This window comes from Roseibium sp. LAB1 (assembly GCF_054658235.1).
On the sequence record NZ_BAAGIB010000001.1, the window covers coordinates 448,649 to 464,022 of the forward strand.

General features: G+C 58.9%; 15 protein-coding genes. 7 read left to right on the forward strand and 8 right to left on the reverse strand.

From position 1 onward, the window contains the following. Nucleotides 1–13: 13 nt before the first annotated feature. From ACYQ54_RS02125 to ACYQ54_RS02145, 5 genes are all read right to left on the reverse strand, one after another. Nucleotides 14–862 (reverse strand): lysophospholipid acyltransferase family protein, encoded by an 849-nt coding sequence (locus tag ACYQ54_RS02125; protein ID WP_460078852.1) that lies wholly within the window; start codon nt 860–862, stop codon nt 14–16. A 143-nt stretch (nt 863–1,005) separates the two neighbouring features. Further along, nucleotides 1,006–2,976 (reverse strand): threonine--tRNA ligase, encoded by a 1,971-nt coding sequence (thrS, locus tag ACYQ54_RS02130; protein WP_460078853.1) that lies wholly within the window; start codon nt 2,974–2,976, stop codon nt 1,006–1,008. A 138-nt stretch (nt 2,977–3,114) separates the two neighbouring features. Beyond that, nucleotides 3,115–4,581: a RimK family protein gene (locus ACYQ54_RS02135; RefSeq protein WP_460078856.1), complete on the reverse strand. Its 1,467-nt coding sequence runs from the start codon at nt 4,579–4,581 to the stop codon at nt 3,115–3,117. A 4-nt stretch (nt 4,582–4,585) separates the two neighbouring features. Then, complete coding sequence (locus ACYQ54_RS02140) at nt 4,586–5,770, reverse strand: GNAT family N-acetyltransferase/peptidase C39 family protein (RefSeq protein ID WP_460078858.1); 1,185 nt, start codon at nt 5,768–5,770, stop codon at nt 4,586–4,588. Between the two features lie 147 nt (nt 5,771–5,917). Then, the gene (locus ACYQ54_RS02145; protein ID WP_460078860.1) at nt 5,918–6,370 is read right to left on the reverse strand and encodes an Lrp/AsnC family transcriptional regulator; all 453 of its coding nucleotides are present in this window, start codon (nt 6,368–6,370) and stop codon (nt 5,918–5,920) included. Between the two features lie 135 nt (nt 6,371–6,505). Between ACYQ54_RS02145 and ACYQ54_RS02150 the strand changes: the two genes are divergently transcribed. Then, nucleotides 6,506–7,402, forward strand: a complete 897-nt coding sequence (locus ACYQ54_RS02150) for a DMT family transporter (protein ID WP_460078861.1) — start codon at nt 6,506–6,508, stop codon at nt 7,400–7,402. Here ACYQ54_RS02150 and ACYQ54_RS02155 read toward each other — a convergent pair. From ACYQ54_RS02155 to ACYQ54_RS02165, 3 genes are all read right to left on the reverse strand, one after another. Further along, a complete protein-coding gene (locus tag ACYQ54_RS02155) occupies nt 7,397–9,187 on the reverse strand; it encodes a B12-binding domain-containing radical SAM protein (protein WP_460078863.1) in 1,791 nt (596 codons plus the stop codon). The two genes, ACYQ54_RS02150 and ACYQ54_RS02155, sit on opposite strands and share 6 nt — an antisense overlap. A gap of 78 nt (nt 9,188–9,265) precedes the next feature. Beyond that, on the reverse strand, nt 9,266–9,559 hold the full coding sequence (yidD, locus tag ACYQ54_RS02160) for a membrane protein insertion efficiency factor YidD (RefSeq protein WP_460078865.1): 294 nt from the start codon (nt 9,557–9,559) through the stop codon (nt 9,266–9,268). 279 nt (nt 9,560–9,838) lie between these two features. Continuing rightward, nucleotides 9,839–10,291, reverse strand: a complete 453-nt coding sequence (locus tag ACYQ54_RS02165; protein ID WP_460078866.1) for an iron-sulfur cluster assembly scaffold protein — start codon at nt 10,289–10,291, stop codon at nt 9,839–9,841. A gap of 287 nt (nt 10,292–10,578) precedes the next feature. Between ACYQ54_RS02165 and folE the strand changes: the two genes are divergently transcribed. The 6 genes from folE to napA all read left to right on the forward strand — a co-directional run bounded on the left by folE (nt 10,579) and on the right by napA (nt 15,369). Further along, nucleotides 10,579–11,214 (forward strand): GTP cyclohydrolase I FolE, encoded by a 636-nt coding sequence (gene folE, locus ACYQ54_RS02170; RefSeq protein WP_023001090.1) that lies wholly within the window; start codon nt 10,579–10,581, stop codon nt 11,212–11,214. Between the two features lie 45 nt (nt 11,215–11,259). Beyond that, a complete protein-coding gene (hisI, locus tag ACYQ54_RS02175) occupies nt 11,260–11,715 on the forward strand; it encodes a phosphoribosyl-AMP cyclohydrolase (RefSeq protein ID WP_460078869.1) in 456 nt (151 codons plus the stop codon). A gap of 205 nt (nt 11,716–11,920) precedes the next feature. Then, the gene (gene napE, locus ACYQ54_RS02180) at nt 11,921–12,076 is read left to right on the forward strand and encodes a periplasmic nitrate reductase, NapE protein (RefSeq protein WP_460078871.1); all 156 of its coding nucleotides are present in this window, start codon (nt 11,921–11,923) and stop codon (nt 12,074–12,076) included. A gap of 4 nt (nt 12,077–12,080) precedes the next feature. Beyond that, nucleotides 12,081–12,596 carry a ferredoxin-type protein NapF gene (locus ACYQ54_RS02185; RefSeq protein WP_460078874.1) on the forward strand — a complete coding sequence of 172 codons (516 nt, stop codon included), beginning with the start codon at nt 12,081–12,083 and terminating at the stop codon, nt 12,594–12,596. After that, entirely contained in the window at nt 12,593–12,874 is a 282-nt protein-coding gene (locus ACYQ54_RS02190; RefSeq protein WP_460078876.1) for a chaperone NapD, read from the forward strand. The genes ACYQ54_RS02185 and ACYQ54_RS02190 overlap by 4 nt, the downstream gene beginning before the upstream one ends. Further along, the gene (gene napA, locus ACYQ54_RS02195) at nt 12,874–15,369 is read left to right on the forward strand and encodes a periplasmic nitrate reductase subunit alpha (RefSeq protein ID WP_460078877.1); all 2,496 of its coding nucleotides are present in this window, start codon (nt 12,874–12,876) and stop codon (nt 15,367–15,369) included. Before ACYQ54_RS02190 ends, napA begins: the two co-directional genes overlap by 1 nt. Nucleotides 15,370–15,374: the final 5 nt, after the last annotated feature.

The window sequence follows — 15,374 nt, forward strand, 5'->3', positions numbered from 1 at the left end:
TTTGAGAACGGGATTACTGCCGCCGGCCCAACAAGCGCCGGGTCCGTGCCGGTGGAGCCATCTCCATGACCTTGGTCTGCAGGAAATCCATGATTTCCTTCTGGTCTCCAAACCCCGACAGCGTTTCAAACGGGATAGCCCTGCCCGCGCGAGCCGTCATCACCGAACCGAGGATGCGGCGGAATTCGCGCACCAGCAGCGCCAGGCGCAGGGTCAGGGAATATTTGCTGACCAGATGGAACAGCCAGGAATTCTGACCGTCGAAATAAAGCGGCAACACGGTCGCTCTTGAAGAGCGGATCATCTTCGCGGTGAAAGTTTTCCAGGGCAGTTCTTCCGCCCGGCCGAAGGGTTTTGCAGCCGTCGCCACGCCACCTCCGGGAAAGACGATGATCGTTGTGCCCTCCTGCAGGAGACGCAGGGCCTCCTTGCGGGTGGCCATATTGGTCTTGAGGGCTTCCTTGGTTTCCTCGAAATCGACCGGCAGCGAAAACGGCCGGACTTCGGGCACCTTCAGCAACTCGTTGTTGATCAGGATCTTGAACGGACGGCCCAGCTTTTCGGCAAGAGCCAGGATCGCAAGACCGTCACCAATGCCGTAGGGATGATTGGCGATAAGCACCAGCGGCCCTTCAGGCAGATCCTTCGGCGGCCATTCGCCATCGGCAACTGCTACGTTGAGGTTGATCAGGCCGAGAAGATCGTTCCAGATGTAGTCGGACGTACCGACCATCGTCTCCTTCCACACCTGGTAGACATTGACCAGCTTCCGGCGGCCGGACAGTCCTTCGATGGTGCGAATGGTCCAACGCTTGAGCGCAGGATGTTCGGGATTGGCGTAACTGAATTCAGCGTAGTTCACGGCAGTCGTCTTGACCCTGATGAAACTGTGACAAATCCGGAACCCAATACCAGATATCCTGTTTCATGATTGTGACGGCACATTGCCCTGTTGCCAGGGCAATGTGCAAGCTGTCAGATTTTCCCTTAATGACGGGGAAAACCTTACTTCAGGTCCGGCGGTGTCGCTTCTTCGACAAACGCCGCAATCGCCTCGTCGAGGCCCATCGGGGTCTGGTCCTTGGAACCAAGACGGCGAACGTTCACGGTCCGCTCCTCGGCTTCGCGCATGCCGCAAACGATGATCACCGGCACCTTGGCCAGCGAATGTTCGCGGACCTTGTAATTGATCTTCTCGTTGCGGAAATCGGTCTCGACCTTGAGACCTTTCGCCTTGAGCAGATCCGCGACTTCCTGGCCGTAGTCATCCGCTTCCGATGTGATCGTTGCGACCACGATCTGGAGCGGGGCGAACCACAGCGGGAAGTGCCCGGCGAAGTTCTCGATCAGGATGCCAAGGAACCGTTCCATGGAGCCGCAGATCGCGCGGTGGATCATCACCGGCGTCTTCTTCTCGCCGTCCTTGTCGACATAGAAGGCACCAAAGCGTTCCGGCAGGTTGAAGTCGACCTGCGTCGTGCCGCACTGCCATTCACGACCGATGGCATCACGCAGGGTGTATTCGAACTTCGGCCCGTAGAAAGCGCCCTCGCCCGGCAGGATGTCTGTTTTCACCCGGCCACCCGACTGGGCTTCGATTTGCTTCAGAACATCGGACATGATCGCTTCGGCATGATCCCACGCCTCGTCGGTGCCAACGCGCTTTTCCGGGCGGGTGGACAATTTCACCACGATCTCTTCAAAGCCGAAGTCCTTGTAGACCGACAGAATCAGATCGTTGATTTTCAGGCATTCGTCCGCCATCTGCTCTTCGGTGCAGAAAACGTGGGCGTCATCCTGTGTAAAGCCGCGCACCCGCATCAGGCCGTGCAGCGCTCCCGACGGTTCATACCGGTGCACCGTCCCGAATTCGGCAAGACGCATCGGCAGGTCGCGGTAGCTCTTCAGCCCGTGCTTGAAGATCTGCACGTGACCGGGGCAGTTCATCGGCTTCAGCGCGAAGACGCGCTCGTCCTCGGCTTCCGGATCGGCACACTGCACGGAGAACATGTTCTCCTTGTACCAGGTCCAGTGACCGGAGGTTTCCCAGAGCGACGTGTGCAGCACCTGCGGTGCGTTCACTTCCTTGTAGGTGTCCTTCAGGACCCGGCGCTTGTAGGCAATCAGGCTCTGGAACATGTCCCAGCCCTTCGGGTGCCAGAAGACCACGCCCGGACCTTCTTCCTGGAAATGGAACAGGTCCATTTCCCGGCCCAGCTTGCGGTGGTCGCGCTTCTCGGCTTCTTCCAGCATGTGAAGGTAGCCTTTCAGCTCCTTCTCGCTGTGCCAGGCCGTTGCGTAGATGCGCGTCAGCATCTCGTTGTTGCTGTCGCCGCGCCAGTAGGCTCCGGCCACCTTCATCAGCTTGAAGGCATCGCCGATCTGCCGGGTGGAGACCATATGCGGGCCCCGGCACAGGTCCAGCCATTGGCCCTGCTTGTAGATCTTGAGCTCCTGGTCTTCAGGAATGGCATCGACCAGCTCGACCTTGTAGTCCTCGCCCTTGGCAGCGAAATAGCGTTTCGCTTCGTCACGGCTCCACACTTCCTTGGTGAACTGGGCACCCCGGCCGATAATCTCGCGCATCTTCTTTTCGATGACCGGCAGCTCTTCCGGCGTGAATGGCCAGTCGGCGCCCGTGTCCGGATGGACGCGCTTGAAGTCGTAGTAGAAGCCGTTTTCGATCACCGGACCGATGGTCACCTGGGTACCGGGCCAAAGCTCCTGCACGGCTTCAGCCATGACGTGGGCCGCATCGTGGCGGATCAGTTCCAGGGCGCGCGGGTCATCGCGGGTGACGATCTCGATCTGGTGATTGCCGCTGATCGGGTCGGTGAGATCTTTCAGTTCCCCGTCGAGAGCCATTGCCACGGCCTTCTTGGCCAGCGACTTGGAAATGCCTTCGGCGACGGCCAGACCAGTGGTGCCTGCCTCGTATTCGCGCACGGAATTGTCGGGGAAAGTAAGTTCAATCATCGGTTTTCTCCTGCTCACTCCTGCAGACAAGGCAGGTAAGCTGTTCAAAGGAAGTGGAACGGGCCGGGCATACGGGATTCAGACTAATCCGGCAACCTTTTCCGAAGCATTTCCCTTGAATGGGCCTTTGATGTTGCCTTACCGCACTTCGAGGCGACGCACGAACCAGCGGATCAGCTGATCCCAGACTGCATCCTTCTCGGCAAGATCCTCGACCCCGTGATCGAGGTTTGGATTGTCGTTGATCTCAATGACAACCACCCGCTCTCCGATCACCTTGAGGTCGACCCCGTAAAGACCATCACCGATCAGGCGTGCAGCACGGACCGCTATATCGATCACGGCCGGTGGCGTTTCGGCCATGGAAACCGTCTTGAACCCGCCTTCAACGGCTTTCTTGCCGGTCTCGTGGCGCACGATCTGCCAGTGTTTCTTGGCCATCAGATACTGGCAGGCAAACAACGGCTCGCCGTCCAGCACACCAATGCGCCAGTCGTAGTCCGTCGGGCAATATTCCTGGGCAAGCAGAATGGCGCTTTCCTGGAAAAGCTCCTTCAGCTTCTCCTTGATGGCTTCTGCGCCCGTCACCCGGAAAACACCGCGGCTGAACGATCCGTCAGGGATCTTCAGAACGATCGGTGAGCCGAGCCTGGCTTCCAGATCGTCCGCTTCTTTCAGGGAAGACAGAACGATGGTCTTGGGTGTCGCGATGCCATGGCTTGCCAGAAGCTCGGTCAGATAGACTTTGTTGGTACAGCGGATCATCGAAACCGGATCGTCGATCACCGGCATGCCTTCCTGTACGGCGCGCCTGGCAAAACGGTAGGTGTGATTGTCGATGTTGGTGGTCTCGCGAATGAACAAGGCGTCGTATTGCGCCAGCTTGTCGAGATCTCCCTTGCCGATCGGCACGACTTCAACGCCGTGGCGCGCTGCCACCTTGGCCATGTGTTTCAGCGAGGCGATGGAAGACGGCGGCAGTTCTTCCCTGGAGTCGGAAAGTACGGCCATGGAATATTTCATCAAGGCGCGCTGTTTGGGAGCCCGCCATGGACGCGTCGTGTAGCTTTCGACCGCAGCCAGAAAATGCGCACGTTCATCAGCCACGAGATCGTTCACTGCCAGCACGCGGATCCGCTTGATGCTGCGCCACTCGCCCTCTTCCAGCAGCACTTCCAGCACCGGAGCGCGGAACCAGTCGAACAGCAGCCGGGCGAACGGCTCAAGCGCGGGATCTCCAACCTGGCCGAGATAGACCAGCAGTCTTGTAACCGCACCGGCAGCTTCCGGCGCCATCTTGCGAAGACAGCGGTTCAGCCGGTCTTCAAGTTCCGGCAAGGCATGCTGATAGAGCTGCTTGCGGGACAGTTCGATCATGGTCTCGACAACCGGCACCACCCGGTGCTGACGCGCCTCGGCCAGAAGCGAAGCGTAATAACCAGCCCCCTGATAGGCGTAGGACCGGGCCAGGTTGAGAATGGTCGGCTTGGCGCCGGTGAACAGCTTCGGGTGTGTCAGATACTCCCGCACGGTCATGACCTTGTGTGGCGTTTCCGTGTTGGAGAGGTCTTTGAGGTTGTCGACCAGAATGACCCAGGAAGACATAGGATCAGGCGTCCTTTCGTATCAGGATTTGGGCACGAACCGCTGTCCGGCCCCAACGGGCCATGCGGTCGAATTCGGCAAAGGGAATGGGAAGGTTGGCGGCATCTGCAGGGCTTTCGTGGCGTTCCCGCTCCAGCCACGGATCATGAATGATCAGATGGCGGTCGTCTGCATCGTGTACGAGCACCCAGTGCGGAACTTTCTGGCCGAACATGCGGTAGCCGGAAATGAGCACGATCGCGAGCGTTCCACCTGAAATCTCGGTCGCCAGTGCTGTTGCTTCCAAGGGGTTTTCCGAGCGCACAACACCAAGCTGACCGGCTTCCGTCCGGTACCCTTCCTGAACCAGTGTCAGCACCTTGCGCTTTTCCGGATTGCGGACGGAGTTGAGAAACAGAAGATCATCGGGAAACAGCCGAACCTCGACGGCAAGCCCGCGCCGCGCCAAGGCATTGGCAAGGCCAAACGGGCCGCAGCCGCCATGTCCCGAGGCGAGATAGATCGTCGTCGCCTCCCGCCAGAGCGTGAGCTCTGTCAACGGTTCCGCGGGTACCGACCGGTCGAAGTGCCGGGCCGCCATCAGCGCACAGGCCGGACCACAGGTGAATTCGGTCGTCTGGGAGTAATACGGCGCGTTGCCTGTGCCCAGTACCGGGCCATGCAGCAGCTTTTCCATACGCAGCGCCGCGCAACCGTCCTCGTAATAGGCCTCCACCCTGCCAAGCATGCGGTAGCCGCTGCGCCGATAAAGTGCGATGGCGGCCTCGTTGTCCGCCCGCACCTCAAGCCGCAGCACAATGCGTTCGCTGTCGAAGGCGGCAACTTCGGACGCTTCCAGCAGCTTTGCGCCAAGCCCCTGCCCCCGGCAGGCCGGATCCACAGCAAGCGAATAGAGCCGCGCCAGCGCGGTTGCCTGGCGCAAGAGCAGCAGCGCGTACCCAACCAGTCCGTCTGGACCGGTTGCGACCAAAAGGCGTGCGCGAGGGCTCTCCAGAAATCGCCTGAAGCTTCGCCGGGAAATGCGATCGCCGGCGAAGGCGGCGTTTTCAATGCGAAACAGCTCGGCGAGATCGCCGGGCTCGGCAGTGCGAATGAGAATATCCCCGGTTTCGGCCTGGGGCGAAGCCTTGTCCATGGTGCCTTGAAAGACCCAAAGGCCGGTGCGCCGCACCCGGTCTCCATCCAACATTGGCGACGGCCCTGAGGCAGTTTCGAGACTGCACGGACCGGTCGGCGGCCTTTGCGGAATACACCGATTTGCAGGTGCTGTCTTTGAGAATTTTCGTTGCGGCAACACATTTTGCATTCAGGCCTTAACGGCCCGGAAACGCAGGCCTCAAGAGGCCTTCTCAGCCACAGCCAAAGGCGGCGGACGGCGGCGGATCGGCTGGGATTTGACAATCGAGGTGCTGGTTTCCGCCTTGTCCGAAATCCGGTCCAGAATTCCGTCGAGCTGATCGATGGAAGGAATGGCAAGTCGGGCGACGAAACAGTCTTCTCCCGTGACCTTGTCGCACTCGCAAAACTCGGGAATTTCCTGAATGAGTTGCTGCACGATATGCAGCTTTCCAGGCAGTGGTCGAATGCGCACGATCGCCTGCAGACTGTATCCAAGCACCTTCGGATCAATATCCACGGTAAAGCGGCGAATGACGCCGCGCTCCTGCAGACGGCGGATCCGCTCCGAAACACCGGGCGACGACAATCCCACGTGAGCGGCCAGGTCTTTCAACGACATGCGCGCGTCGTCAATCAAGGCTTCAACGATCTTGATATCCGTCTCATCCATCTTCATTTCGAAACACCAATCGGCAGATAAGCTTACATTCCACAAAACAATACCAGTTTCTGTTGATTTTTCAAAAGTACTCGCATCCATCTCCTTGGCAGAATGAAGGCCATCCTGAAACGCTTGGAGGCAAAAATGGACAAGACAATGCGCGGCGCCACCGAAATGACTGCCGCCATGACCATTCTGGGAACGATAGGACTTTTCGTGGTCCTTTCCGGCCAGGGCGCCATCGACGTTGTGTTCTGGCGCTGCGCCTTCGGTGCGTTGGCGCTGCTTGTCATCTGTTCTGCCCAGGGCCTACTCCACCGGCACCTGACCTGGAAAAAACTGGCCGTTGCCGCCATAGGGGGCGTTGCCATCGTCGTGAACTGGGCAATGCTCTTCACTGCCTATTCCGAGGCATCCATCGGCGTGGCAACCGCTGTCTACAATACCCAGCCGTTCATCCTGGTCGGCTTCGGCATTCTGTTTCTGGGAGAACGGATCACCGTCAACAAGCTCGGCTGGCTGGTCATTGCCTTTGCCGGTGTCCTGCTGATCGTCCAGGCAAAACCCGGCGCTGTCGAATACGCCGGTTCAAATTATGCACTCGGCATAGCACTCTCGCTCGGCGCAGCCTTTTTCTGGGCTGTCGCAGCCCTGCTGACCAAGAAGCTGACGGGAACGCCTCCACAGCTGATCGCCCTGGTACAGGTCTGTGTCGGCATCCTGATGCTTGCCCCCTTCGTCAGCTGGAACGCTCTGCCGGAAGGTACAATCGCCTGGGGCTCGCTTGTCACGCTTGGCGCCGTTCACACGGGGTTGATGTATATCCTCATGTATGGCGCCGTGCAGAAGCTGCCGACCTATCTGCAAGGTGCCTTTTCCTTCATTTATCCGGTGGTGGCGATCCTTATCGATTATGCTGCCTTCGGCCATCAGCTGAAACCGCTGCAGCTTGTCGGAGCGGCTGCGATCATCATTGCCGCGATGGGCATGACCTTCGGCTGGCGGCTGCTTCGGCGCAAGGCTACGGCCTCTCCATCATAGGGCCGAAGCTGCCTTCGCCCTGTCTTTTCCGGCCTTGGAGAGCGCTGCATCGCGAAGCTGTTTGGCAACCGCTTCCGCGCCGCCACGCGTTTCCCGGATCATCGCCAGATCCTCTTCTTCGCTCCGGTTCATCGGCGCGATGGCAAGGTCGGAATAGGTCCGCCTGTCAGGCGATGCCTTGACCTTCCGGTAGATCCGGTAAACCCGCCAGACGGCGGACAGATAGATCCAATGTTTGGCGACGATTTCGGCCAGATAGCGCGGATAAAAGGCAAGCGGATTTTCAAGCGGCAGGCCACCGCGTCGGTCGGTCCGGAATTTCAGACGGAAGTAGCCGCCTTCCAGCGGATGAACGCCCTCGCATTCGACCATCAGCTTGAACCACATCATCAGGAACAGCTTGTTGCCCGGACGGCCCTTTCGGTGTGCAGCGGCCCGGCGCAGAACCGTCTCGATGTGGCCATCTGAATAGTAGCTTGCCCAGGCTTGCCGATAGGCATCCTCCCAATCCTCGTCGCTCATTTTCGGGTGATGGTTCACCCGGTGATTGAGGTCATACTTGTTGAGATCCGGATCCATCCAGATGCCTTTGTCGAGCAGCACCTTGTGATCCTCGGAGCCTGGCAATGGTGTCAGGTAGAAGAACTCGAGCAGATCGAGAGGAAGCTCCTTCTTGATGATCTCGACGTCATGCAGGACCGACTCTTTCGTATCACCCGGAAAGCCGATGATGTAACCGGCATAGGTGGTCGCACCATGCGCCCGCCATTTCTGCAGCATTTCGCGGTATTCGGTGATCTTGTTCTGCCGCTTCTTCGCGGCCAGCAGATTGTCCGGATTGATGTTTTCAAGACCGATAAAGACCCGGTTGACGCCGGCCCGCGCCGCTTTCTCGATGAAACCGTCAATCCTGTGGCAGAGCGTATCCACCTGGATGATGAACTTGATGTCGAAATTCTCCTGCTCCCTCAGCAGAATCAGCCGATCGAACAGCCGCTCCCATTCACGGTTGCGGGCGAAATTGTCGTCGGTGATGAAGAAGCGGTCGATGCCCTGTGCGACGTTGTCGCGAATGATCCGCTCCAGATCGTCGGCCGACCGAAACCGGCTCTTGCGACCCTGCACGTTGATGATCGTGCAGAAGGAACACTGAAACGGGCAACCACGGCCAAGATCGAAACTTGAATGCGATCCGGCAGTGAAACGGATGTGCTGAGAGGGAAGGATCGGTGTCGGCTCCCCCTCCAGCGAAGGCAAGTCCGCCATGAAATCATAGAGCGGTTTCAGATCCCCTGAAAAGGCGTCCCGAAACACGGTGTCGAGCCGTCCGTCCTCCGCCTCGCCTGCAAAATAGACGACGCCTTCCCGCTGTAACTCGACCATTTCCGCTGGCATCTCATCCAGCATGGAAATGCAACCCGATACGTGAAATCCACCGATGGCAACCGGCAGGCCCAGGTTCAGAAATCTGCGCGCAAGGTCGCTCGCCCGGGGGAACTGGTTTGACTGGACCCCGACCAGCGCGATCAGGGCCTTTCCGCCTGCCTTTCGGATCTGAGCCGCAATCTTTTCGGGATGAACCCGCTTGTTGGTTTCATCGTAGGTGTGAAGGTGGATGCGAACATCCTTCTCAAGTACTGCGCGGTCTCGCGCAGCTTCTGCCAAGCCGTTCAGACTGGCGAGCGTGTTGGAGGGAATTGCAGAACGAAGCCACTGGATCGGGTAACCGTCGTCGTCGTAATGGGTTGGTTTGATCATTACGAAATGGAAGTCGCGTCCGCTCATTCTTCCCTCCGCCTTTTGGCCTGAAGAGCAAGCGTTGCATTGACCTGACCCTAGGTCAACTTTTACCTGACCGGGTGTCTAGTCCAGCCGGTGTTCCTTCGGTATGTGCCTGCCGGTCCAATGACCGTAGCGCCATGGCAAAAACCAGCGCGCATCCGGCGGCAGGGTGTCGGGAACCGGGTCGAAACCGGAAGCACCCCAGGGATTGCATCTGAGAACGCGAGACAGGCCGACCCAGCCCCCGGCCCAGAAACCGAACCTGCGAATGGACTGCTCGGTATAATCCGAGCAGGTCGGCGCATAGCGGCAGGTGCGCCCCATGAAGAGCGACAGGGAATGACGGTAGATCCAGATCAGGGCGATTGCGATCATCCCGCCTGGACCCAGCCGGTTTTTAGGTGTGTTTTTGGGGCTGTGTCTATTGCACATTATCGATGTTCAAAGGCAACGTTCGAAAGCCATCTGGAAGGGGATAGTTTGCCCATCATCCGATCTCACCGAGTATTGGCCGCTCCTGTCTTCTGAAGGGAGCTGCCATGAGAAGCCCAACTTGTCCAGCTGCGAAACCGATGGCCCCATGAACATGTAGGACCGCATCGGCCCCCAAGCGTTCCGTGGCCTTTTTCCCGGTCCGATCCGGTGTAGATGACCTCAAGCTGCGGCACCGTCTGCCTTCTTCTTGACTTCGATCTGGTCGAGCGCATCGACGACGGCATCGAATGTCAGCATCGTTGACGCGTGCCGGGCCTTGTACTCGCGCACCGGTTCCAGAAACTTCAGATCTTCAAAACGGCCCGAAGGCGCCTCTCCACCCTCCTTCAGCATGGCCCGCATGGTCTTCTGCACCTCGCGCAGTTCAGCCCCGCTCGCGCCGATGACGTTCCGGGCCATGATCGAGGAAGACGCCTGACCAAGCGCGCAGGCTTTGACGTCATGAGCAAAATCCGTCACCACGCCGTCCTTCATGCAAAGATCCACGATGACAGTGGAACCGCACAGTTTGGAATGGGCTTTTGCGCTTGCGTCCGGATGCTCGAGACGGCCGATCCGCGGGATATTTCCTGCGAATTCGAGGATCTTCGCGTTATAAATGTCGTCGAGCATAACTCGCCTCTTCGTGAATGCCTGTGATGCGCGACACATTGATGGCGCACTGCTTTCATATATATACATCAGACGCCACGGCAAATTCGCAAGGGGCAGAGTGGTCGCAGTTGGTCTTTCGCATGACGCATGCACGCTAGAAACCGGCTCCTCCCGCTCAGAAACTGTGCGTTCGCTTTTTGCCTGGAGTATGATAAGGGTCCGCGGCTTGAAAGCCCGAACCTTCTGATCTGTGCACCAGCGGGCGCCGTATGACGAGTGACAAGGGTAAAATTGCGAGGATCCCAATGGACGCTGTCCTCAAGCCGGTAGAAAAAACCTTCGAAAGAAAGTCACCGGATCAGTTGCATCGGCCAAGCCGTGAAGAAGCCGAAGCTGCTGTGCGCACGCTTCTGGCCTGGACCGGTGACGACCCGGACCGCGAAGGTCTTGTGGAAACACCGAAGCGCGTGGTCAAGGCGCTGAGCCAGCTTTACAGCGGTTACTTCGAAGATCCGGCAGAGCACCTTGCAAGGACGTTTGAAGACGTTGGCGGCTACAAGGACATCGTCCTTGTGCGCGGCATACCGTTCCATTCCCATTGCGAGCACCACATGCTGCCTTTCATCGGCGAGGCACATATCGCCTATTACCCGGCAGAAGGTGTCGTTGGTCTTTCCAAGCTTGCGCGCGTTGTTGACATCTACGCCAAGCGTCTGCAAACGCAGGAAAACTTGACTGCGCAGATCGCATCGGTCATTGACGACGCTCTGGCCCCGCGTGGCCTGGCCGTGATGCTGGAAGCAGAACACCAGTGCATGACCATGCGCGGTGTCCAGAAACCCGGTGTTTCCACGATCACCACACAATTCACCGGCGTATTTCAGGACGACCCTGCCGAGCAGGCGAAATTCATGTCTCTGGTACGCGGCAAGGGCCTCTGACTTTCAAGCCCTTGCGTTTTCAACGACGGCAAGGGCTTTCTTCCCATGTGCAACATCCATCTGACAGAGCGCAGCGACAAGGAAACGGTCGAATCCGGCGACTTGATGATGCCGAAGTTCGACCGGGACGGGCTGATCGTGGCTGTCGTTACCGATGTATCGTCTGGTGAGGTCTTGATGGTCGGCTACATGAATGCCGAAGCCCTGAAGCGGACAATCGAGACCGGAGAAGCCTGGTACTGGAGCCGTTCGCGCCAGAGTTACTGGAAAAAGGGTGAAACCTCCGGTCAGATCCAGACGGTGCACGAGATCCTGACCGATTGCGATCAGGATGCCCTTGTGCTGAAGGTCTCGGTTGCCGGCAACGGTGCGACTTGTCACGTGGGATATCGCTCTTGTTTCTACAGAAAAACTGTGAAGAGCGACGACGGATCGGTGCGTCTCGAACGCGTTGAAGCCGACCGTGTCTATGATCCCGACGTGGTCTACGGGAACAATTGAGCGCGGTTTTCCGGGCATCCGCCGAACCGTATGCCTCGTGCAAGGTGTTGACACGTATAAAGTTTCGCAACTTTGCAATAAACGTATAAGTAGTTTCCCGTATATCTCGACAGCCTGTCTTGCGCCTAAGTTTTGATCAGGCGCGAACATCAACAAAAATATCCTGCGCCTGATTCCTGATCGACCGCGAGCTGAGGGAGAGGCCATGGCGGAGAACAGTGTTCCGAGCAAACGGGACGAACGGATTGCGTTCATCCTGTTGGCGGTTGTGCTTGCCCCCGCGCTTTCCGTCGCAATAGTTGGCGGTTACGGCTTTATCATCTGGATGTCACAACTGGTCTTAGGGCCGCCGGCGGGCTGATGTCATGCCCACAGATCCTCATTTTTCGGCCAGCCGCAGAGCATTCCTGAAACTGCCCAGCCAACCGGAGATCCAGAGACTTCGCCCACCCTGGACGGACGAAGCCTCGGTCGCTGCGCATTGCACCGGCTGTAATGCGTGTAGCGACGCCTGCCCCGAATCTATCCTGAGACCGGATAGCACCGGACGGCCGGAAGTTGTCTTCGATGGTGGCGATTGCACATTCTGCGGCAAGTGCGCCGACGCATGCGCGCATGATGTCTTCGACACGGCGCGTACACCGGCCTGGCCGCTGAAGGCTGAGTTTCAGCCGGGTTGCCTGCAGGATCATGGCATTGCGTGCCAGGTGTGCCGCGATATCTGCCCTGCCTCGGCGATCAGAATAGATCTCACCAAACGACCCTTTGGCCGGCTTCGAATCGAAACGGCGGCCTGCACGGGCTGCGGCGCCTGCCTGCCGGTCTGTCCGCAGGATGCCCTGGCCATTGTTCATCCCGATCAGGACGCGGAGACAGCATGAACGTAACTGTCCACATAGCCAGTCTGCTCGTCCACGCGCGGACCGAGTCGATATCCGATGTCGAGCGTGCTGTTCTCGCGATTGGCGGAGCCGAGATCGCCCATTCCGATGACCAGGGACGCCTCATCGTCACGCTGGAAACCGCGAACGAAGCGGAAATCGTTCAGGCCCTTACGGACATCCAGCGGTTCACCGGCGTCGTGAGCGCATCCCTAGTTTACCACCAGACAGACGGTGCGCCCGAGGCTGCACCCACCTCCCTTCAAGGAGACTCATAATGAGCGGAATAAGCAGACGCGATGTCATCAAGGCGCAGGCGGTGGCGGCCGCCGCGGCTGCCGCGGGCCTTCCCGTCCCCGCAGCCGCGCAGAACCTGGTCACCCACGCGCACCTGACCGACCTGAAATGGTCCAAGGCCGCCTGCCGCTTCTGCGGCACCGGCTGCTCCATCATGGTTGCCACCAAAGCAGGCCGTGTCGTCGCCACCCATGGCGATGCGGAAGCGGAGGTGAACCGGGGCCTCAACTGCGTCAAAGGGTATTTCCTGTCGAAGATCATGTACGGCAAGGACCGGCTGACGACCCCCCTCCTGCGCAAGAAGAACGGCAAGTTCGACAAGGACGGCGATTTCGAGCCGGTGTCCTGGGACGAGGCCTTCGACATCATGGCCGAGAAATGGAAGGCGACCCTCAAGGCCAAGGGCCCCAAGGCAGTCGGCATGTTCGGGTCGGGCCAATGGACGGTCTGGGAAGGCTATGCCGCTTCCAAACTGATGAAGGCCGGTTTCCGCTCCAACAATATCGACCCCAACGCGCGCCACTGCATGGCCTCTGCCGTCGTCGGCTTCATCCGGGCCTTCGGCATTGACGAACCCATGGGCTGTTACGACGATTTCGAAAACGCCGATGCCTTCGTGCTGTGGGGCTCCAACATGGCGGAAATGCACCCGATCCTGTGGACCAGGATCGCGGACCGGCGCCTCAGCCATCCACATGTCAAGGTCGCGGTGCTTTCCACTTTCGAGCATCGCAGCTTCGATCTGGCGGACATACCAGGCGTGTTCGTTCCGCAAACGGACATGATCATCGCGAACTATATTGCCAATCACATCATCCAGTCCGGCGCAGTGAACGAGGATTTCGTTTCCAGCCACGTCAATTTCCGCAAGGGAGCGCAGGACATCGGCTATGGCCTGCGGCCGGACCATCCGCTTGAAGTGGCAGCGGCCAACGCCGGCAGCGGCGATTCCGAACCGATGACGCTTGAAGAGTTCGCTGAATTCGTAAAACCCTACACGCTGGACTACGCAGCCGAGAAGTCTGGCGTTTCCAGGGAGCGGCTTCAGCAGATAGCGGAGCTTTATGCCGATCCCGACACCAAGGTAATGTCGCTGTGGACCATGGGCGTAAACCAGCACACTCGCGGTGTCTGGATGAACAACCTGATCTACAACATCCATCTCCTGACCGGAAAAATTGCCCAGCCTGGCAATTCCCCCTTCTCCCTTACCGGTCAGCCATCCGCTTGCGGCACCGCCCGCGAGGTCGGCACCTTCGCCCACCGCCTGCCAGCCGACCTCCTGGTCGCAAATCCGGAGCACCGGGCAACGGCAGAAAAGATCTGGAAGCTGCCGGCCGGAACAGTTCCGGAATGGATCGGTGCTCACGCCGTTCTACAAAACCGGAAACTCAAGGACGGCGAAATCAACTGCTACTGGGTTCAGGTCAACAACAACATGCAGGCCGCCCCGAACATGATGGAAGAAGGTCTTCCGGGATATCGCAACCCGGAAAACTTCATCGTCGTGTCCGACGCCTACCCGACCGTGACGGCAGAGGCCGCCGACCTTGTTCTGCCAACCGCCATGTGGGTTGAAAAGGAAGGCGCCTATGGCAATGCCGAGCGGCGGACCCAGTTCTGGCACCAGCTTGTCGATGCCCCGGAAGGAGCGATGTCGGACCTGTGGCAGCTGGTCGAATTTTCCAAGCGCTTCACGACGGACGAAGTCTGGCCGCCCGAGCTTCTGGCAGACAACCCGGACTACAAGGGCAAGACGCTGTACGAGGTTCTGTTCGAAAACGGCAATGTGAACGCTTTCCCCAACAGCGACCGGGCGGAAGACTATGCCAACCACGAAGCCGATGACTTCGGCTTTTACATCCAGAAGGGCCTGTTCGAGGAATATGCCCAGTTCGGCCGCGGACACGGCCACGACCTGGCAGACTTCGACACCTACCACCAGGTTCGCGGTCTCCGCTGGCCCGTGGTCGACGGCAAGGAAACCCGCTGGCGCTACAACGGCAAATACGACCCTTATGTGAAGGAAGGGGCGGAGTTCGATTTCTATGGCAAGCCGGACGGCAAGGCCGTCGCCTTCGCCCTGCCCTACGAACCGCCAGCGGAAAGCCCGGATGAGGACTATCCTTTCTGGCTGTCCACCGGCCGGGTGCTGGAACATTGGCACTCCGGCTCAATGACGCAGCGCGTCCCCGAACTCTACAAGGCCGTACCCGATGCCCTCTGCTTCATGCACCCCGACGATGCCGAAGCGCTCGGCCTGAGGCGCGGTGCAGAGGTTCGGGTCAAGTCCAGGCGCGGAGAGATACTCACCCGTGTGGAAACCAGGGGCCGCAACAAACCACCCAAGGGACTGATTTTCGTACCCTGGTTCGACGCACGTCAGTTGATCAACAAGGTCACGCTGGACGCAACGGATCCGCTGTCGAAGCAGACCGATTTCAAGAAATGCGCCGTGCGCGTAGAAGCAGTGTGAGGTGA